The sequence below is a fragment of the Streptomyces sp. 8N616 genome, assembly GCF_052246385.1.
Taxonomy (GTDB): Bacteria; Actinomycetota; Actinomycetes; order Streptomycetales; family Streptomycetaceae; genus Streptomyces.
This window is the reverse complement of record NZ_JBQQBY010000059.1, coordinates 1-19,171: the sequence shown is the minus strand read 5'-3', so window position 1 is coordinate 19,171 and position 19,171 is coordinate 1. Positions and strand designations below refer to the sequence as shown.

General features: G+C 73.5%; 12 protein-coding genes. 8 read left to right on the top strand and 4 right to left on the bottom strand.

Annotation, left to right across the window (positions count from 1 at the left end):
• Positions 1-66 precede the first annotated feature (66 nt).
• Positions 67-1,197 carry a GuaB3 family IMP dehydrogenase-related protein gene (locus ACTWQC_RS34225; protein WP_443319763.1) on the top strand — a complete coding sequence of 377 codons (1,131 nt, stop codon included), beginning with the start codon at positions 67-69 and terminating at the stop codon, positions 1,195-1,197.
• Between the two features lie 81 nt (positions 1,198-1,278).
• Here ACTWQC_RS34225 and ACTWQC_RS34220 read toward each other — a convergent pair whose 3' ends face one another.
• From ACTWQC_RS34220 to ACTWQC_RS34210, 3 genes are all read right to left on the bottom strand, one after another.
• Positions 1,279-1,809: a hypothetical protein gene (locus ACTWQC_RS34220; RefSeq protein WP_443319762.1), complete on the bottom strand. Its 531-nt coding sequence runs from the start codon at positions 1,807-1,809 to the stop codon at positions 1,279-1,281.
• A gap of 254 nt (positions 1,810-2,063) precedes the next feature.
• On the bottom strand, positions 2,064-2,471 hold the full coding sequence (locus tag ACTWQC_RS34215) for a hypothetical protein (protein WP_443319761.1): 408 nt from the start codon (positions 2,469-2,471) through the stop codon (positions 2,064-2,066).
• Positions 2,472-2,564: 93 nt separating this feature from the next.
• On the bottom strand, positions 2,565-3,827 hold the full coding sequence (locus ACTWQC_RS34210) for a nucleotide sugar dehydrogenase (RefSeq protein ID WP_443319760.1): 1,263 nt from the start codon (positions 3,825-3,827) through the stop codon (positions 2,565-2,567).
• Positions 3,828-4,025: 198 nt separating this feature from the next.
• Between ACTWQC_RS34210 and ACTWQC_RS34205 the strand changes: the two genes are divergently transcribed.
• On the top strand, positions 4,026-5,732 hold the full coding sequence (locus ACTWQC_RS34205) for a glycerol-3-phosphate dehydrogenase/oxidase (protein WP_443319759.1): 1,707 nt from the start codon (positions 4,026-4,028) through the stop codon (positions 5,730-5,732).
• A gap of 344 nt (positions 5,733-6,076) precedes the next feature.
• Here ACTWQC_RS34205 and ACTWQC_RS34200 read toward each other — a convergent pair whose 3' ends face one another.
• Positions 6,077-7,414, bottom strand: a complete 1,338-nt coding sequence (locus tag ACTWQC_RS34200) for a serine hydrolase domain-containing protein (protein ID WP_443319758.1) — start codon at positions 7,412-7,414, stop codon at positions 6,077-6,079.
• 262 nt (positions 7,415-7,676) lie between these two features.
• Between ACTWQC_RS34200 and ACTWQC_RS34195 the strand changes: the two genes are divergently transcribed.
• The 6 genes from ACTWQC_RS34195 to ACTWQC_RS34170 all read left to right on the top strand — a co-directional run bounded on the left by ACTWQC_RS34195 (position 7,677) and on the right by ACTWQC_RS34170 (position 19,144).
• Positions 7,677-9,719 carry a serine/threonine-protein kinase gene (locus ACTWQC_RS34195; protein WP_443319757.1) on the top strand — a complete coding sequence of 681 codons (2,043 nt, stop codon included), beginning with the start codon at positions 7,677-7,679 and terminating at the stop codon, positions 9,717-9,719.
• 149 nt (positions 9,720-9,868) lie between these two features.
• Entirely contained in the window at positions 9,869-13,153 is a 3,285-nt protein-coding gene (locus ACTWQC_RS34190) for a protein kinase (protein ID WP_443319756.1), read from the top strand.
• 178 nt (positions 13,154-13,331) lie between these two features.
• The gene (locus ACTWQC_RS34185) at positions 13,332-13,673 is read left to right on the top strand and encodes a hypothetical protein (RefSeq protein ID WP_443319755.1); all 342 of its coding nucleotides are present in this window, start codon (positions 13,332-13,334) and stop codon (positions 13,671-13,673) included.
• A gap of 107 nt (positions 13,674-13,780) precedes the next feature.
• Positions 13,781-15,418 (top strand): serine/threonine-protein kinase, encoded by a 1,638-nt coding sequence (locus ACTWQC_RS34180; protein ID WP_443319754.1) that lies wholly within the window; start codon positions 13,781-13,783, stop codon positions 15,416-15,418.
• A gap of 322 nt (positions 15,419-15,740) precedes the next feature.
• Positions 15,741-17,429 carry a protein kinase domain-containing protein gene (locus ACTWQC_RS34175; protein ID WP_443319753.1) on the top strand — a complete coding sequence of 563 codons (1,689 nt, stop codon included), beginning with the start codon at positions 15,741-15,743 and terminating at the stop codon, positions 17,427-17,429.
• 98 nt (positions 17,430-17,527) lie between these two features.
• Positions 17,528-19,144, top strand: coding sequence for a succinic semialdehyde dehydrogenase (locus tag ACTWQC_RS34170; RefSeq protein ID WP_443319752.1), 1,617 nt, complete (start codon positions 17,528-17,530; stop codon positions 19,142-19,144).
• The last annotated feature ends 27 nt before the right edge of the window (positions 19,145-19,171 follow it).

Here is a 19,171-nt window from a genome sequence, read left to right as displayed (position 1 = left end):
CTGGCGTTGTGGGTGGGGGGCGTCGGGGATACTGGTAGCGCAGACGTTGAGGGAAAGGCCAGACACGTGACTGAGATCGAGATCGGGCGCGGCAAGCGCGGCCGCAGGGCGTACGCGTTCGACGACATCGCCGTCGTGCCGAGCCGGCGGACGCGCGACCCCAAGGAGGTCTCGATCGCGTGGCAGATCGATGCCTACCGCTTCGAGCTGCCGTTCCTCACGGCACCCATGGACTCGGTCGTCTCCCCGCAGACCGCGATCCGGATCGGCGAGCTCGGCGGGCTGGGTGTCCTGAATCTCGAGGGCCTGTGGACCCGGTACGACGACCCGGAGCCGCTGCTCGCGGAGATCGCCGAGCTGGACGAGCGTACGGCCACCCGGCGCATGCAGGAGATCTACTCCGCCCCGATCAAGGAGGAGCTGATCGGGCAGCGCCTCAAGGAGGTGCGCGACTCCGGCGTCGTCACCGCCGCCGCGCTGTCGCCGCAGCGCACCGCGCAGTTCTCCAAGGCCGTGGTGGACGCGGGCGTCGACATCTTCGTCATCCGCGGTACGACCGTCTCCGCCGAGCACGTCTCAGGCGCCGCCGAGCCGCTCAACCTCAAGCAGTTCATCTACGAGCTGGACGTCCCGGTGATCGTCGGCGGCTGCGCCACGTACACGGCGGCGCTGCACCTGATGCGCACCGGTGCCGCGGGCGTGCTCGTCGGCTTCGGCGGCGGCGCCGCGCACACGACCCGTAACGTCCTGGGCATCCAGGTGCCGATGGCGACCGCGGTCGCGGACGTGGCAGCGGCCCGGCGGGACTACATGGACGAGTCCGGCGGCCGGTACGTCCACGTGATCGCCGACGGTGGCGTCGGCTGGTCGGGCGACCTTCCGAAGGCGGTCGCCTGCGGCGCGGACGCGGTGATGATCGGCTCCCCGCTGGCCCGCGCGACGGACGCGCCGGGACGCGGGCACCACTGGGGCATGGAAGCCGTCCACGACGAGGTGCCGCGCGGCAAGCGCATGAACCTCGGCGCGGTCGGCACCACCGAGGAGATCCTGCTGGGCCCCTCCCACACCCCGGACGGCTCGATGAACTTCTTCGGCGCCCTCCGCCGCGCGATGGCCACGACGGGCTACAGCGACCTCAAGGAGTTCCAGCGCGTCGAGGTGACGGTGGCTCCCTCGGCCCAGCATGCGAAGCGCTGACGCCTGCGCCGCACCACGGAGAAGGGCCCCGGCCGCATCGAGCGGCCGGGGCCCTTCACATCACCTGTCTTGGTGCGGGCGTCAGTCCGACAGCCGCTTGGTGACGCTGAAGCCGGCGGCGGCCGCCAGGGCGAAGAAGAGGTAGCTGATGCCGTCCAGCTCCTCCTTCCAGCCGTCGTACAGGTCGCCGAAGTGCTGGAAGAAGATCTCGGTGGCGGCGGGCGCGCCCGGCGCGTACTCCGCCATGATCAGCGCGTAGCCGTAGAGCTCGCCGAGGACGACGGCGATGACGCCGAGCACCGCGCCGAGGACCTGCAGGCCCACGCCGCGGCCGCCGAGCTTGCCGAGGGCCAGGCCGATGAGGGCGCCCACGCCGATGGCGACGTAGCCGATCTGCGTGACCTCCATCTTCTCCTCGTCGAAGGTCGCGTAGAGGATGCCGGCGTAGATGCCCGCGCTGACCAGCGCCGCGACGACCGCCGCGACGATCGCGAGACCCACGTTGCCCTGGCGCGGGGCGGGTGCCGGTGGCGGAAAACCGCCCGGTGCCGCGGGCTGCTGGCCGTACGGGTTGCCGGGCTGCTGAGGCTGCTGCTGCCAGGACTGGCTCATGTGATTCCCCCGGGGATGAAGGTTGTGGTGGAAACCGCACTCCGGGGACGAGTCGGACTGGAGTGCGGTTGACTGAAATTCGGCCAGAAGGCTAGCAGTTCGCGCTGACAGTCCGGCAATGCGTTTCCACCGTCCGTGACATGGCTGGAACGCGGCCGGGACATCTGTCGCCGTGGAATGGTCAATTAGCCTGCAAGCAGCAGAAGTTGTGCGGATGTGGCTGCCCTAAGGATCTGCAAAGGGCGGCTTGGGCGTTACTCGGCCACCCGCTGGGCCACGAGATACCCCTCCAGGGCAGCCACCGTGTAGAAGGTGAAGTCGTTCTTGCCGAGGATCTCGCTCAGCCAGTAGTCCAGGGCCGGGCCCAGCCGCCATACGAGCAGGGTGTCCGTGTCGACCTGCATGGCCGCGGCGAGGAGTTGGGCGAGGGCGACCCCGGCCAGGGCCAGCGGGATACCCCACAGCGCGACCGCCCGGCTGCGGCCGCCCACCTTGCCGAGGGTGGCGCCGACGAGCAGCCCGATGCCCAGCGCCCAGTAGCCGAGTTCGTGCCCGCGTGGCCCGGCAGCGCCCTGCAGCGAACCCAGGAGCAGGGCGCCGAGGCAGGCCGCCGCGGCGCCCGCGGTGACGCCGAGCGCCAAGCGGCCCTGGGGGGTGCTCATGTCCCGTCCAACTCCCCCTGTCCGGTGGTCCGTCCGGAACGCTAGCACCGGGACGCCGGATTCACCGGCCGGCGGGCGGCCGCACGAGTGTCGTCAGAGGCGGTGGGCGGCGCCCGCCGGGGTCGCGCCGCGGGTGTCCAGCAGCAGCTGGGCCTTCACCGCGAGCCCCTGAAGGTCGTACGTCCTGTGGTGCTGCAGCAGCAGCGTCAGATCGGCGGCGGCGGCGGCCTCGTACAGCGAGTCGGCGCGCGGAATCGGCCGCCCCAGGACGCTCCACTGCGGGACGTACGGGTCGTGGTAGCTGAGCTGCGCGCCCATCTCCATCAGCCGGGAGGCGATCTCGCGGGCGGGTGAGCCCTCCTGGTCGCCGACATCGGGCTTGTACGTCACGCCCAGCAGCAGGACGCGGGCGCCGCGCGCGGACTTCCCGTGCTCGTTCAGCAGCGTCGCGCAGCGCTGGATGACATAGCGCGGCATCCGCCCGTTGACCTCCTGCGCCAGCTCCACCATCCGCAGCGGATAGCCGAGGCTGCGCCCTTTGTACGAGAGGTAGTTGGGGTCGATCGCCGGACCGTGGCCGCCGACACCCGGGCCCGGGCGGAAGGCCTGGAAGCCGAAGGGCTTGGTCTCGGCGCAGCGCACCACGTCCCACAGGTCGACGCCGATGTCGTGGCAGAACACCGCCATCTCGTTGACCAGCGCGATGTTGACGTGGCGGTAGTTGGTCTCCAGGACCTTCACCGCCTCGGCCTCGCGCACCCCGCGGGCCCGGACCACGCGGTCGCTGATCCGCCCGTAGAAGGCCGCGGCCGCCTCCGTACAGGCGGGGGTCAGCCCGCCGATCACCTTCGGCATCCCGGCGTAGCCGAAGCCGCGGTTGCCCGGGTCCAGGCGGCTGGGCGCATACGCGAGGTGGAAGTCGCGCCCGGCCCGCAGCCCCGAGCCCTCTTCGAGGATCGGGCGGAGGTATTCCTCGGTGGTGCCGGGGTACGCGGTGGACTCCAGCAGCACAGTGGTGTGCGGCCGCAGCCGCGCGGCCAGCACCCGGGCCGCCTCGCCGACCGCGGACAGGTCCAGCGCCCGGTCCTCGCCGAGCGGCGTCGGCGCGCAGATCACGGTCGTACGGACCCGGCCGAGCTCGGCCGGATCGGTCGTGGCGCGGAAGCCGCCGGACGCCATCCGGCGGATCTCGGCCGCGGTGAGGGAACCGTCCACCGGGGGTCGGCCTGCGCGCAACTCGGCGATGACGCGCTCGTCGGTGTCGTAGCCGATGGTGGGGATGCCGGCGGCGGTGGCGGCCTGCGCGAGGGGGAGGCCGAGGTGGCCGAGTCCGATGACGGCGAGGTCTGCGGGCATGGCTGGGGGCGGTCCTTCCCGAGACGATCTTTTAAGGCGCTATGTAAGGCTAAGCACACATATGACTGATATTGAGTATTGGCTGATGGTGGAGGCATCGGTGTTGCCGCGTCGGGTGCTCGGTGATTGCGGGGCCGTGACGCGGTGAGAATCCACCAACGGGGAATGAGCGACCCGGGACCACGACGGGAGGCAGCGGTGAGGACAGCGACACTGGGACCGGCCGGGCGGGGCGAGGCGCTCGCCCGCATGGCGGAACACGAGCTGGACATTCTGGTCGTGGGCGGCGGCGTGGTCGGCGCGGGCACGGCGCTGGACGCGGCGACCCGCGGCCTGGCGACCGGACTCGTCGAGGCGCGCGACTGGGCCTCCGGCACCTCCAGCCGCTCGAGCAAGCTGATCCACGGCGGGCTGCGCTATCTGGAGATGCTGGACTTCGCCCTCGTACGGGAGGCGCTGAAGGAGCGCGGGCTGCTGCTGTCGCGGATCGCCCCGCACCTGGTCAAGCCCGTGCCCTTCCTCTACCCGCTGCAGCACAAGGGCTGGGAGCGGTGGTACGCGGGCTCCGGCGTGGCCCTCTACGACACCATGTCCGTCTCCTCGGGCCACGGCCGCGGCCTGCCACTCCACCGGCACCTCTCGCGCAAGCACGCGCTGCGCGTCGCCCCCTGCCTGAAGCGGGACGCGCTGGTGGGCGCCCTGCAGTACTACGACGCCCAGATGGACGACGCCCGCTACGTCGCGACCCTCGTGCGCACGGCCGTGGCCTACGGCGCGGAGGCCGCCAACCGCGCCCGGGTCATCGGCTTCCTGCGCGAGGGCGAGCGCGTCGTCGGCGCCCGGGTGCAGGACGTGGAGGGGGGCGGCGAGTACGAGATCCGGGCCAAGCAGATCGTGAACGCGACCGGGGTCTGGACGGACGACACGCAGGCGCTGATCGGCGAGCGCGGCCAGTTCCACGTACGGGCCTCCAAGGGCATCCACCTGGTCGTGCCGAAGGACCGGATCCACTCCACGACCGGGCTGATCCTGCGGACCGAGAAGAGCGTGCTCTTCGTGATCCCGTGGGGGCGGCACTGGGTCATCGGCACCACGGACACCGACTGGGACCTGGACAAGGCGCACCCGGCCGCCTCCAGCGCGGACATCGACTATCTGCTGGAGCACGTGAACTCGGTGCTTGCGGTGCCCCTGACGAGGGACGACGTGGAGGGGGTGTACGCCGGGTTGCGGCCGCTGCTGGCGGGCGAGTCGGAGGCCACCAGCAAGCTGTCGCGCGAGCACACGGTCGCCCACCCCGTGCCGGGGCTCGTGGTGGTCGCGGGCGGCAAGTACACGACGTACCGCGTGATGGCGAAGGACGCCGTGGACGCGGCGGTGCACGGCCTCGACCAGCGGGTCGCGAACTGTGTCACGGAGGACGTGCCGCTGGTCGGCGCGGAGGGCTACCGGGCGCTGTGGAACGCGCGGGCGCGGATCGCGGCGAGCACGGGACTGCACGTGGCGCGGGTGGAGCACCTGCTGAACCGCTATGGCTCACTGACGGAGGAGCTGCTGGAGCTGGTCGCGCGCGACCCGTCGCTGGGCGAGCCGCTCGTCGCCGCGGACGACTATCTGCGCGCCGAGATCGTCTACGCGGCGTCGCACGAGGGCGCTCGGCATCTGGACGACGTCCTGACCCGCAGGACGCGCATTTCGATCGAGACCTTCGACCGGGGGACGCGCAGCGCGCGGGAGTGCGCGGAGCTGATCGCGCCGGTGCTGGGCTGGGACAAGGAGCAGATCGAGAAGGAGGTCGAGCACTACGAGAAGCGGGTGGAGGCGGAGCGCGAGTCGCAGCTCCAGCCGGACGACCAGACGGCCGACGCGGCCCGCCTGGGCGCGCCGGACATCGTCCCGCTCTGACGCCTCCGGCGCGGGCGTGCGGCGGCCGGACCCGGCGCGGGTCTCTCGCTGATCTCCGGGTTGCGGTCGTTCGGCTCCCCCAGCTACCGCTGGGAGGTGCCCCCTGCCGGTCTACGCCGTCGTGGTCGCGCGCCGTCGCGGCGGAATATTGTTCCCGCCGCGGAGATGGGGCGGCCGATGGCGAGGGTCGGCTGGGCACCTTCCAGTGGTGGCTGGGGGAGCCGTCGTGGGTGCGCGCCGTGGCGGCGGGACATGGTTTCCGCCGTGACGGTGGGACGGGCGATGGAGCGGATCGGCTGGGGGAGCCGGGTCCGGGTCGTTCCACGGACGTCGGCCGCAGGGCCTCAGCTTTCGCAGAACTCGGCCTCGAGAAGGCGGGTTTCTGCGGGCAGGCTCGGGGTGGTGTCCGTGTTGAGGCGGTAGGCGAGGACGTGGGCGCCGTCCGGCGTGCCCAGCACCCGGACGTAGGAGCCCTTGATCGTGCCGTTGTGCCCCCACAGCGCCACCCCGCACCGCAGCCGGACGGGAAACAGCCCGAGCCCGTACGCCCCGCCTGAGCCCGACGTGTCCCGCATCTCCCGCAGCTGCTCCGGCCGCAGCAGCCCGCCGTCCAGCAGGGCGCGGAGGAAGCGGTTCAGGTCGCCGAGCGTGGAGACCGCCTCGCCCGCGGCGCCCGCGCTCGACGGGTCGAGGCGGGTCACGTCGGCCGCACCGTCCGCACCGGCCGCACTGTCCGCACCGTCCGGGCCGTCGCTCGCGCTCCCGCCGCCCGCGTCGGGTGACGGCGTCGAGTACGCCCGCCCGTGCGGATCGGGCAGGCTCGTCCGCGTCCCGGGAAAGGACGTGCCGGTCAGGCCCAGCGGCCGGAGGATACGGCGCTCGGTCTCCTCCGCGTACGGGCGTCCCGTCACCTTCTCGACGACGAGCCCGAGCAGGATGTAGTCGGTGTTGGAGTAGCGGTAGGCCGCCCCGGGCGGGAAGTACGGGGCGTGCTGCAGCGCCGTGCGCACCAGCTGCCCCGGGGTGTACGTGTCCGGGCGCTCGCGCGAGCCGCTGACGAAGAGCCGCTTCGCGAGCGCCGGATCGTCGGTGTAGTTGAAGAGACCGCTGGTGTGGCCGAGGAGTTGGCGGACGGTGATCCGCCGGCCGTCGTTGCCGTTGCCGCGTACGAGGCCGGGCAGATGGTCCGCCACCGTGTCGGTCAGCCGGAGCCGCCCTTCTCCGGCCAGCTGCAGCACGACCGTCGCCACGAACGTCTTGGTGATGCTCCCGGCCCGGAAGCGGTCGCCCGCCAGCATCCGGCGCTCGCTCCGCAGGTCCGCGACCCCCGCCGTGCCGAACCACGAGCCACGTCCCTCGTCCTGGGAGAGGGCCGCCGCGCCCGGCGCCTCACCGGCCGTCACCAACCGTCGTACGGAGGCCCTTACGCCCGGCCGGGCGGTCGGCGTCCCGTGCGGCCCGACCGCCCGCGGGGGCGCCGGCGGGGCCGCAGGCCGGGTCGTCTCCGTGGCCGGGTCCGGAGCCGGACGCTGGGGCGTTTCCGCAGCCGCTGGCGGGCTCGCCTCCGCGGCCGCACCCGCAGCGGTGCCCGGGGCCGCGCTCGGCGCCGCGCAGCCGCCCGCCAGCAGCGCGAAGGCGAAGGCCGCCATCGCCGCCGGATGCGCGGTGCGCCTGCCCATCATCGTCGGCCCTTCGTCTCGTACGGGCCCCCCTCATGGCGGACCGTAGCGGATGGCCCTGTGCCCGCCGCCGCCGGGCTCCGCATCCTCGGACCCCTACCCAGGACCCGCACTCCGACCACCCCCGCGCATGAGAGAGAATGGAGGCTCTGCCGGGGGCGGTCGCCCGAGTTGGATCAGCAGCGCGCCATGATTCGCCATGTGCCGCCACGGAGCACAGCCAACTCGGCGCCATTGTGGATTGATTGCAGCGCTGAGGGGATTCATGTCGGAGGCGGAGCAGACGCAGGGCAGCACAGGACGCCTCCTCGCCGGACGCTACCGGCTGGGAGAGGTCCTCGGCCGCGGCGGCATGGGCACGGTCTGGCGGGCCGTCGACGAGACGCTCGGCCGGACGGTCGCGATCAAGGAGCTGCGCTTCTCGTCGAATGTCGACGAGGACGAGAAGCAGCGCCTCATCACCCGCACGCTGCGCGAGGCCAAGGCGATCGCGAGGGTCCGCAGCAGCGGCGCGGTCACGGTCTATGACGTGGTCGACGAGGACGACCGGCCCTGGATCGTCATGGAGTTGATCGAGGGCAAGTCCCTGGCGGAGGTCGTACGGGAGACCGGCGGGCTCACCCCGCACCGGGCCGCCGAGGTCGGGCTCGCGGTCCTCGACGTGCTGCGCGCCGCGCACCGCGAGGGCATCCTGCACCGCGACGTGAAGCCGTCCAATGTGCTGATCTCGGACGACGGCCGCGTCGTCCTCACCGACTTCGGCATCGCGCAGGTCGAGGGCGACCCGTCCGTCACCTCCACCGGCATGCTCGTCGGCGCGCCCTCGTACATCTCGCCCGAGCGCGCCCGCGGCCACAAGCCGGGCCCGCCCGCGGACCTGTGGTCGCTGGGCGGCCTGCTGTACGCGTGCGTGGAGGGCGTGCCGCCGTACGACAAGGGCTCGGCGCTCGCCACGCTGACCGCCGTCATGACCGAGCCGCTGGACCCGCCGAAGAGCGCGGGCCCGCTGGAGGAGGTCATCTACGGGCTGCTCGCGAAGGACCCGGCGCAGCGGCTGGACGACGCTGGGGCGCGGGCGCTGCTGACGGACGCGCTGAGCGCGCCGGAGGACCAGGGACCGGAGCCGCCGGCGGACCGGACGCGGATGATGGCGCTGCCGCCGACGCCGGTGGAGACGCCGAAGCCGGAGCGGAGGCCGAAGCCGAAGCCGAAGCCGAAACCTAAGCCGGAGCGGGCGCAGACGGCGGAGCGGAAGCCGAGGCCGGAGCGGGCGCAGAACCCTGAACGGGAGCCGGAGGAGGAGGCCGGTGGGAAGGCGGAGGAGAGCGCCGCGCCGAAGCCGTCGGCAGCGGCGCGTGCGGAGGTCGAGAAGCGGCTGCGGAGCGCGTTGGCGTCTGTGCGGAATGCCGCTGCCGGGTTGTCTTCCCCCTCGTCGGCCTCGTCCGCGCCCTCTGCGTCGTCGTCCTCCGCGTCGTCGCCTTCGCCCGCGCCCGCCGCCGGTGACGATCGGTCGAGACCAGCGGCGGCATTCTCCGTAACCGACCTGGTGCAGCGGCGGACGCTGGTCATCGTGGCCGTGGTGCTCGCGCTCGCGGTCCTCGGGACGGTGCTCGCCCTCGCGCTCGGCGACCGCGGCGGCAACGGTGACCAGGGCGGCAAGTCCCCGAACGACAAGGCCGCTTCCGACTCCCGTCAGGGCAAGGGCGGCGAGAAGACACAACCCAAGGACGAGGACCGGCAGTCGGATGCGCCGAAGCCGGGCTCGGGTGAGGACGCGGCGAAGCCGAAGGCGGGCTCCGGCTCGGACTCCGGCGACGACGCGGACGACAAGGAGCGGGGCGAGGACGAACTGCCGGACGGCTACGCGCGGAAGACGGACACCCGCTTCCACTTCACCATGGCCCTCCCCAAGGGCTGGAAGCGCACCGGCATCGCGGGCCAGAACTCCGGCGCCATCTACAGCAAGTCCGGCGGTTTCCCCCGCGTACAGGTCGACTTCAGCCCCAGTCCCAGCTCGGACGCCGTCGCCGCGTGGAAGAGCCTGGAGCGCGTGGTGCGCAACAACTCGTCCGGCTACCGCTCCCTCGGCATCGAGAAGGTCGACTACCGCGGCTACCCGACCGTCGCCGACTGGTCCTTCGAGCGGGACCAGAACGGGCAGCGGGTGCGGATCCTGAACCGCGGCTTCAAGGTGGACGCCAAGCACGGCTACTCGATCATGATCACGTGCCGGGCGGCCGCGTGGGACGAGGACGAGTGCTCCACGCTCCGCGAGACCGCGTTCGACACCTTCCAGCCCAAGGACTGACCGGGGGCGAGCGCGGGCACGTATCGTAAGTTCTCGCGAACCACCGTACGCAGCCGCAACCGGGCGGAACGTGACCGGTTTTGACGGTTCGGAGCGGCCGCGGGGTACGAGTCGTGAGAGGTGTGGAACGCGCGCTACGGGGAGGCGTCGTGGACGACTACGCGGGTCGGGTGCTCGCCGACCGCTACCGCCTGCCCCGGCCGCCCTCCGACGCGTACGAGCTGATGGAGACGCGCGCGTTCGACACGTACAGCGGGCAGGAGGTGCTCGTCCGGCAGATACCGCTGCCTGAGGTCGTCGAGGCGGAGGTCGTTGACGCGGGCGGGCGGTACGGGGGGAACGACCGGCGGTACGACGGGAGCGACGGGCGGTACGGGGCGGCGGGCGCGGGGGGCGGCGGCCCGGACCCGCGCCGACCCGCCGACCCGGCGGTCCGGCGTGCGATCGACGCCGCGGCGACGGCCGCGGGGCTGCCCGACCATCCGCGGCTGGACCAGGTCTTCGACGTGTTCGCCGAGGGCGGCAGCCTGTGGGTCGTGAGCGAGTGGGTGGCGGCGCGGCCGCTGGCGGCGCTGCTCGCGGAGAGGCCCATGTCGCCCCACCGCGCGGCCGAGGTGGCCGCGGACATCCTCACGGCCCTCCGCGCCCTCCACGCGCACGGCTGGATCCACCGCAACATCACGGTCCGCACGGTTCTGGTGTGCGAGGACGGGCGCGCCATGCTGACGGGTCTCGCGGCGGGCGCGGCGGAAGAGGCCCTCTGCGGCTACGACCCGATTCCCGGGCCACCGGCCGGGGAACGGGGCCCGGCCGCGGACCCGGCGCCGACGGGCGGGGGCCCTGCCGCGGGCGGCCCGGTGGCCCCGGCCGCCCCGGCCGCCCAGGCCGTCGAACAGCGGACGCCCGGCGCCCGCCCGCACGCCGACCCCGCCTCCGGCGCGGAAGACAGCGCCGCGGCCCATCCCGGCCAGGCGGTGGACCCCAAGGTCCCTGGATCCGGGGATGGTTGGGGCGCGGTAATGGGGCCGGGTGCGGGAGGCAGCCAGCAGAGTGGCCGCAGTACGGAGGCCTGGCCGGGTTCCGTTGGGGCAGGTGGACCCGAGAGCGGTGGACCCGGGGGCGGTTGGGGCGCGGGCGCGGGGCCCGGTGCGGCAGGCGGCCAGGGCGCCGATACGGGTGGTGCAGGCGGGGCCGGGGAGCACGCGGATCACACGAACCCTCGCGCCGCGCGGGCGGGGGCCGTCGCCGCGTACCGGGCGGGCGCCCGCGCTGCCGCCCAGGCGAGCGCCCGCCTCGAACCGGACGCCCATGCCCACGGACTTCCGGTCCCCCGCGGCCATAACGTCGATGCCTCCCCCGTCAACCCCGGGGCGGAGGGCACCCCTTGGTCCGCGGATTCCGGGGGCGGCAACGCCGCGTCCGGCCCGCGGTCGGCCGCAGACGACGCGCCCGCAGCGCAGCCGCCGACCGGTCCCGGGACGTCCTCGGACGCCTCCTGGCCGCCCGAGCCCACCGCGGGCAACCCCAACGGCGTCAGCCGCGTAGCGAGCCCTTACGGTGACGTCCCCGGCGACACCTACGGCGGAGCCGCGGCGCATGGCTGGGCCGAAGGGGACGGCCGCTCGAAGGCGCGCGAGCCGCGTGCCACGCAGGATGCGTCGAGTGGCGGATTCCCGGGCGCGCTGGGGCATCCGGTGGGCTCCGGGGGCGAGGGTCCGGCGTTCGCCTCGGGCGAGGGGGGCCGCTCGAATTTGCCTGAGCCGCGTGGCGCGGAGGGGTCCCCGAGTAGCGGATTCTCCGGCGCGGGCGGGCAGGCCGGTGGTGCTGCGGGCCGCCTTGAGGGCTCGGTTCCACCCGGGCGGGAAGCGGGGCCTTCGGGTCTGCCCGCACCTCGGGGCGGGTACGGCGCGGGCGGGCATCCGGTGGGCTCCGGGGGCGAGGGTCCGGCGTTCGCCTCGGGCGAGGGGGGCCGCTCGAATTTGCCTGAGCCGCGTGGCGCGGAGGGGTCCCCGAGTGGTGGGTTCCCCGGTGCGGCAGGTGGTGCGGCAGGTGCGGCAAGTGGCGCAGGCGCGGCCGGGTGGGCCGCTCACGACGCCGCTCACCTCGGCCGTGGCGTCTGGGGTGAGGCCGGCGGTGACACGGGCCGCGGCGTAGCCGATGCCTATCGGGGGCCCATGACGCGGCTGGCCGCCGAGCGGGCGCGGCAGGCGCGGATGGTCGTTGTCGGGGCCGTCACCGAGCGGTGGGCGCCCGAGCAGGCCGGGCCCTTGCACGAGAACTGGCAGCTCGCGCCGCCCATCGGCCCCGCAACCGACCTCTGGGCCCTCGGCGCCCTGCTCTTCCGGGCCGTCCAGGGCCACGCCCCCTTCCCCGAGGAGAGCGCCGCCGAGCTCGTACAACTCGTCTGCTCCGAGCCCCCCGCCTTCGCCGAGGAGTGCGGCCCGCTGCGCCCCGTCGTCGAGTCGCTGCTCCGCCAGGACCCCACCGAGCGCCCGGACTTCGAGGAGCTGCGCGGCTGGCTGCGCTCGCTCGTGCGGTCCGCGCCCGAGCCGGACCTCGGCAGCCGTGCGGTCACCGTCCCCTCCCTCGGCAGCGGCGAGCCCGCGGACCCGCGCCGCCTGCCGGTCGTGCGGCGCCGCGGCGAGCTGGTCCGCAGGCGCCGCACGGCCGCGCCCGCGGTCGCGCGCGGCCGCCACAAGCGTGCCCGCGAGAGGCGGGTACGCGGTGGCGGCGTCCGTGGCCCGCGCAGCCTCGGCCGTACGCTCGTCGGCCTGATACTGCTCGCGCTGATCGCCGCCATCGCGTACGCCGTGCTGTTCATGCCCGGCGCGCAGGAGGACGGCGGCCGCGGCCCGAACCGCCAGGAGGACCGTACGGGCGCGGCGGGCGCGGCCAGTTCGGCACCGGCGCCCGGGCCGACCGCCGACGACGACGGGACTCCCCGGTCCCAGGAGCCGCAGTCCACCGAACCCGCCGACCTCCCCAAGGGCTTCGCCGTCCGCAAGGACCCCGCCGGCTTCGCCCTCGCCGTGCACGAGGACTGGGAGCGGCGCGGCGAGAACTCCCGCGGCCAGATCCGTTATCTGGGCGGCGACCACGAGCTCATCGTCGTCCCCGGCCGTGACTCCGTCGCCGACTTCGGTGCCGACCCGATGGCCTACCAGCAGGACAAGGAGCGGGAGCTCGAGCCGTTCCGCGACTCCCAGTGGTCGTCGGCGTCCGGGCTGCGCCGTATCGACGTCGGCAGCACCGCGATGGCCGAGGGAACGTTCAACTGGAAGGACAGCAGCGGCCGGGAGGTCTATGCCCGCAACCTGGCGATGATCGTCGACGGGCGCTACCACCTCATCCTCGTCATCGGCCCGGCCGACGAGCGGGAGGCCCTGAGCGAGTTCTACCAGCAGGCCGCCAACACGTACCGCACCACCGGCTGACGACCTGGCGCCGCAGTCTCTCTCGTGCCGGTCAATGCCCGGCGTACGAACCGCTGGGCGCCCGCCGGGCGGCGAGGCCGGGGCGTCGGTCACTCGCCCCGACGGGACCGGCGGTCACGCGCACACCATGTGCCGTCTTCGCGGACACGGGCGCGTTCGAACCGCTAGAATCGAACGCATGTACTACTGGGAGCGTCCGACACACGAGCCGTCGTGCGAAGCCACCGAAGCCCTGGACCGCTCCGGGCGGAGCGGCCAGGATGTCCGAACGGATCTGTACGCACCGGGATATGAGCCCGCCGCGTGGATCTGGGCGAGCGGGGGGTGGCGGTTCGGCGTCATCCGGGCCCGCCACCGGTACGCGGACGGTGCCACCGAGCTCCACGTCGATCTCGCCATCGGCATGGACCAGTTCCGGCGCGTGTACCGCTGGCCGCAGCCCGGAGTCCTCCCCGCCCACCCCGGCCGCCGGCTGACCCGTCAGCCCACCAGCTCGTCGATGCCCTTGCGGCATGGCTGACTTCGCGTTGACCGGCCGGCGCGGCGACTGACCTCGCTGCCCTCCGCGATCACCCACATGCCCGAGGCCCCATCCCGGTTGCGGAACCTGTGGGGCAGGATGGGCCCATGGGGAGCTTCCGGGGCGAGGGTGACCGCCTCATCGCCGGGCGGTATCGGCTGGGCACGCGCGTGGGGCGCGGCGGCATGGGCACCGTGTGGCGGGCCACGGACGAGGTTCTCGGGCGCGAGGTGGCGGTCAAGGAACTCCAGGTGGAGGAAGGGCTCCCGGACGAGGAGGCCCGGAGCCGGCGGGAGCGGACGTTCCGGGAGGCCCGTACGGTCGCGCGGATCCAGCACCCCGGCGTAATCGTCGTGCACGACGTGGCCGAGCAGGACGAGCGGCCGTGGATCGTCATGGAGCTGGTCGACGGGCAGTCCCTGTCCGACCAGTTGGCCGCCGAGGGGCCGGTCCCGCCGCGCGAGGCGGCCCGGATCGGCCTGGCCCTCCTCGGCGCGCTGCGGGCCGCGCACGCGCACGGCGTGCTGCACCGTGACCTCAAGCCCGCGAACGTACTGATGGAGTCGTCCACCGGCCGGGTCGTCCTGACGGACTTCGGGATCGCCCATGTCCCCGGTGGCTCGACCATCACCGAGACGGGGTCGTTCGTCGGCACGCCCGAATACACCGCTCCGGAGCGGATGTCGGGCGGCCGTACGGGGCCTGAGTCGGACCTGTGGTCGCTCGGAGCGCTGCTGTGCGCGGCGACCAGCGGCAAGTCCCCCTTTCACCGCGACTCGTTGGGCGGGGTGCTGCACGCCGTCGTGTCGGACGAGATCCGGCCCCCGGAGACCGTGCGCCCGTTGCTGCCGGTCGTACGGGGACTGCTGGAGCGGGACCCGGAGCGGCGGCTGGACGCGGCGGGGGCGGAGCGGCTGCTCGCGGAGTACCTGCGGACGGGCCACATGCCGGAGGCGCCGCACGCGTACACGCCCACTCAGCGGGTGCTCCACGGCGTGCCGTCCGTCGCCGCCCGGAGGCCGGGGCCCGGGGGCGGCCGGCCCCGGTCGCCCTCGGCACGCGCGCGTGCGGTCCTCGCTGCCGCGCTGCTGGTCGCGTCGGCGGCGGGCGCGGGGGTGGCGGCTGTGGCGATGCTGCTGGACGAGACGGGCGACGGGAAGGGCTCGGGCGGGGCCACGGCGACGGATGAGCCGACGACACGGCCCACGAGCGGGCGGCCCACGGCGTCGCCGACCGTGACCGTCACCTCGACGCGGACAGCGACGCGCGCGCCGACGCCGACGGGGAACCCGGCGCCGCCCGGCTACCGCACCGTCTCCGACCCCGCCGGCTTCCGGCTCGCCGTACCCGACGACTTCACCCGCTCCTTCGAGCCGCCGCGGATTTTCTACTACTCGCCGGGGAAGGTCTTCCGGCTCGGCGTCCACATCCAGGACACGGTGGCAGGCGGGCCGCCGGCCGCGATGCGGAGGGCGGACGCGGAGGGTCCTGACCGGTACGAGGGCTACCGGGACGGGGAGGTCACGGCGACGACGCACGACGGGAACCGGGCGGCGCTCTGGGAGTTCACGTGGGACGGCTTCGCCGGGGACGCCGGCCCGCGGCACACGTTGGATCTGAGCTGGGAGGAGGGCGGCAAGATGTACGACGTGTGGGTCTCGGCGCCGGTCGGCGAACGCGCCGCGGCGCGCCGCCACTTCGACACGGCGCTGGAGACCTTCGTCGTCACGAAGCCGAAGTCCTGACCGGCCCTCCGAGCAGGCCGTACGCCCGCGCCTGGCCTCGGCGCACGGCTGCGGCGCTTCGCGCACGGCTGCGGCGCTTCGCGCCCGGCTGCGGCGCTTCGCGCCCGGCTGCCCGCACCGGCCTGCCGGTGCACCGCCCTTCCCACCCACCCTCCCTCATAACCGACGGTGCTTGCCCGTTGCGAGGCGCTCGGCCTTGCGGGGGGCGGGGTGGGGGGAAGACCGCGCGGCAGGGCCGCTGGGACGGGGGAGTGTCACGGTGCTGCATCCGGTCGTCGGCTTCGCTGGATAACGCCGACCGGTAACCGGTAATGATGAGTCCATGACTAACCTCGGGGGACGGGCGAACGAGCCCACCAGCTACGGCCTCCAGCCGCCTGCCCAGCCGCAGCCGCACGAGCCCACGCAGGCCGCGCACCCGCCCGCCCGGAGCCCCGCCCCCGGCGTCCCCGCCCCCTCCGGCCCCGCGCACCCGCCGACCGCCCCCGGCTCCTCCTCCGCCGGCCCCGACACCGGCCGCCTCATCGGCGGCCGCTACCGGCTCGACTCCCGCCTCGGACACGGCGGCATGGGCACCGTCTGGAAGGCCCACGACGTGGTCGTCGACCGCGATGTGGCGGTCAAGGAGCCCCGCGTCCCCGACCACCTGCCCGAGCGCGAGCGCCAGACCGTCCACCAGCGGATGCAGCGCGAGGCCCGCGCCGCCGCCCGTATCGACCACCCCTCCGTGGTCACCGTCCACGACGTGGTCGTCGAGAATGGCCGCCCCTGGATCGTGATGGAGCTCGTACGGGGCCACTCGCTCGCCGACCGCCTTCAGGAGGGCACGCTCGACCCGCGCGAGGCGGCCCGTATCGGCCTCGCCGTCCTCGGCGCGCTGTCCGCCGCGCACGAGGCGGGCGTGCTGCACCGCGACATCAAGCCGGACAACGTCCTGCTGGGCCGTCACGACCGCGTGGTCCTCACGGACTTCGGCATCGCGCAGGTCGAGGGCGAGCAGGGCCTGACCGAAACCGGCGCGTTCGTCGGCTCGCCAGAATTCATCGCTCCGGAAAGGGTGTTGGGGCAGCGCCCCGGCCCCGAGTCCGACCTCTGGTCGCTGGGCGTGGTGCTGTACGCGGCGGTCGAGGGCATGTCGCCGTACCGCCGCTCCACCACCCCGGCCACCCTGCAGGCCGTGCTGTCGGCCGAACCGCAGATGCCCGCCCGCGGCGCGGGCGCGCTCGGCACGCTGATCATGCAGTTGCTGAGGAAGGACCCGGGGGCCCGCCCTTCGGCGTACGAGGTCCGGCAGACCCTGGAGTCCGTGGCGCGCCCGCCGCAGCCCTCCGAGGCCGCGACGCGCCTCTACGGCGCGGGCACCGGCGCCGGAGCCGCCGCCGGTGCCACCGGCGGCAGCGCCCTGCTCCCGCCGATCCTCCAGGGCAACCGCAAGGCCCAACTCGGCCTGGGCGGCGGGGCACTGGCGGTCGTCGTCGCCCTGGTCCTGCTCCTCGCGAACCCCTTCGCGGCGGACGAGATGCCCGCGAACTGGGTGGTGCGCGAGGAGGGCGAGGTGGTCGGCGCCTCGCTGGCCGTTCCCAAGGACTACAAGCGGACGGTCAACCCCGACGACCACTACGTCAAGTTCGCCGATCCCAGCGGCGTGTTCAGCGTCGAGACGGTCCTCTACACCGAGGACATCGGGACGGCCGCCGAAGAAGCCGACGGGTGGGTCGACTACTACGAGAAGGGCGGCTACAACGAGACCGAAATGGCGGCGGTCCGGAGCACGACGAAGAAGGCGGCCCAGCAGGGCAGGCCCGCCGCTCAGGTCGAGACGGTATACAAGCCGTACAACTACGACGAGGACGACATCTCGTATCGCAAGCGGGACCACATCTACGTGGACCAGGACAAGAAGAAGTCCCTGGTGCTCACCGTCACCATGCCCGCCGAGGGCGAGGCCCGCAAGGACGGCCAGCGCCTCTTCGAGGAGGTCGTGAAGTACCTGGAAGTCCAGGACCTCTGAGCCTTCTGCCAGCAAACACTGGCGCGATTGTGGACGACCAGTGAAAACGAGTTACTGCTGGGTACCCAAAGCGTCCGCCCCGGAATACCCTCAGCCGCATGACGGACACGCAGGACACCGCGGCAGAGACCCCGCGCAACCCGGTCTTCAGCGCCCCCGAGGGCACCCGCACCGCGGCCGACGTCGTCACCCCCGAGCTGGTCGTCCAGCTCACCCGCGGAGTCGTCGGCTCGGGCAGTACCGCCAACCACACCCCCTTCACCGGGGAGAAGCTGGCCGACCTGCCGGAGTCCACCCCGGAGGACGTGGCCACCGCCTTCGAGCGGGCCCGCGAGGCCCAGAAGGCGTGGGCCGCCACGCCCGTACGGCAGCGCGCCGCCGTCCTGCTGCGCTTCCACGACCTGGTGCTGGAGCGCCAGGCCGAGGTGCTCGACCTCATACAGCTGGAGACCGGCAAGGCGCGGCTGCACGCGCACGAGGAGGTGCAGGCGGTCGCCATGGCCGCCCGGCACTATGGGCGCAAGGCTCCGGGGTACCTGCGGCCCAAGCGCCACTCCGGCGCCGTGCCGGCCCTCACCAAGGTCACGGAGCTGCGCCAGCCGCGCGGTGTCATCGGCCAGATCGCGCCGTGGAACTACCCGTTCGAGCTGTCCGTCGGAGACGCGCTGCCCGCCTTCGCCGCGGGCAACGCGGTCGTCATGAAGCCCGACACCGAGACCGCCCTGACCGCCCTGTGGGCCCGTGATCTGCTGATCGAGGCAGGGCTTCCCGCGGGCGTGTGGCAGGTCGTCGTCGGCGAGGGCCCGGTGGTCGGCCCGGCCGTCGTCGAGCGCGCCGATTACGTCTCCTTCACCGGCTCGACCCGCACCGGCCGCGAGGTCGCCCGGAGCGCGGCCGCCCGGCTGGTCGGCTGCTCGCTCGAACTCGGCGGCAAGAACGCGATGCTGGTGCTCCACGACGCGGACATCGAGAAGGCGGCGGCGGGCGCGGTCCGCGGCTGCTTCTCCTCCGCGGGACAGCTGTGCATCTCCATCGAGCGGCTGTACGTCCACGAGTCGGTCGCCGACGCCTTCGTCGAGCGCTTCGCCGCCCGCACGCGCGCGATGCGGCTCGGCTCGGCGCTCGCCTACGGCGCCGACATGGGCTCGCTGGTCTCCGAGCGCCAGCTCGAGACCGTCACCCGGCACGTCCAGGAGGCCGTCGAGAAGGGCGCGAAGCTCGTCGCGGGCGGCCGCCACAGGCCCGACATCGGCCCGCTCTTCTACGAGCCGACGATCCTCGACGGCGTGGAGGCGCCGATGGCCGTGTGCGCGGAGGAGACCTTCGGGCCCGTCGTGTCCATCTACCGGTTCAGCGACGAGGACGACGCCGTCGCGCTCGCCAACGCCACGCCGTACGGCCTGAACGCCAGTGTCTGGACCAAGGACGGGCGGCGCGGGCGCGCGGTCGCGGCGCGGCTGCGCACCGGGACGGTCAATGTCAACGAGTCGTACGCCGCCGGATACGGGAGTGTGCAGGCGCCGATGGGTGGCATGGGGGACTCGGGTCTCGGGCGCCGCCACGGCTCCGAGGGCATCCTCAAGTACACCGAGGCCCAGACCGTCGCCCACCAGCGACTGATGCCGCTGGCGCCGTCCTTCGGCATGGACGACGCCCAGTACGCCCAGTTCATGACCCGCAGCCTGCGCGCCATGAAGATCTTCCGCCTGCGCTGACCCCGACCATCCCCCCACCCACCCTTT

Bases quoted from the DNA above. Each gene is read 5' to 3' on its own strand.
- ACTWQC_RS34220 (WP_443319762.1), bottom strand. From the start codon at position 1,809: ATGAGCCAGTCCTGGCAGCAGCAGCCTCAGCAGCCCGGCAACCCGTAC.
- ACTWQC_RS34215 (WP_443319761.1), bottom strand. From the start codon at position 2,471: ATGAGCACCCCCCAGGGCCGCTTGGCGCTCGGCGTCACCGCGGGCGCC.
- ACTWQC_RS34210 (WP_443319760.1), bottom strand. From the start codon at position 3,827: ATGCCCGCAGACCTCGCCGTCATCGGACTCGGCCACCTCGGCCTCCCC.
- ACTWQC_RS34200 (WP_443319758.1), bottom strand. From the start codon at position 7,414: ATGATGGGCAGGCGCACCGCGCATCCGGCGGCGATGGCGGCCTTCGCC.
- ACTWQC_RS34195 (WP_443319757.1), top strand. From the start codon at position 7,677: ATGTCGGAGGCGGAGCAGACGCAGGGCAGCACAGGACGCCTCCTCGCC.
- ACTWQC_RS34185 (WP_443319755.1), top strand. From the start codon at position 13,332: ATGTACTACTGGGAGCGTCCGACACACGAGCCGTCGTGCGAAGCCACC.
- ACTWQC_RS34180 (WP_443319754.1), top strand. From the start codon at position 13,781: ATGGGGAGCTTCCGGGGCGAGGGTGACCGCCTCATCGCCGGGCGGTAT.
- ACTWQC_RS34175 (WP_443319753.1), top strand. From the start codon at position 15,741: ATGACTAACCTCGGGGGACGGGCGAACGAGCCCACCAGCTACGGCCTC.
- ACTWQC_RS34170 (WP_443319752.1), top strand. From the start codon at position 17,528: ATGACGGACACGCAGGACACCGCGGCAGAGACCCCGCGCAACCCGGTC.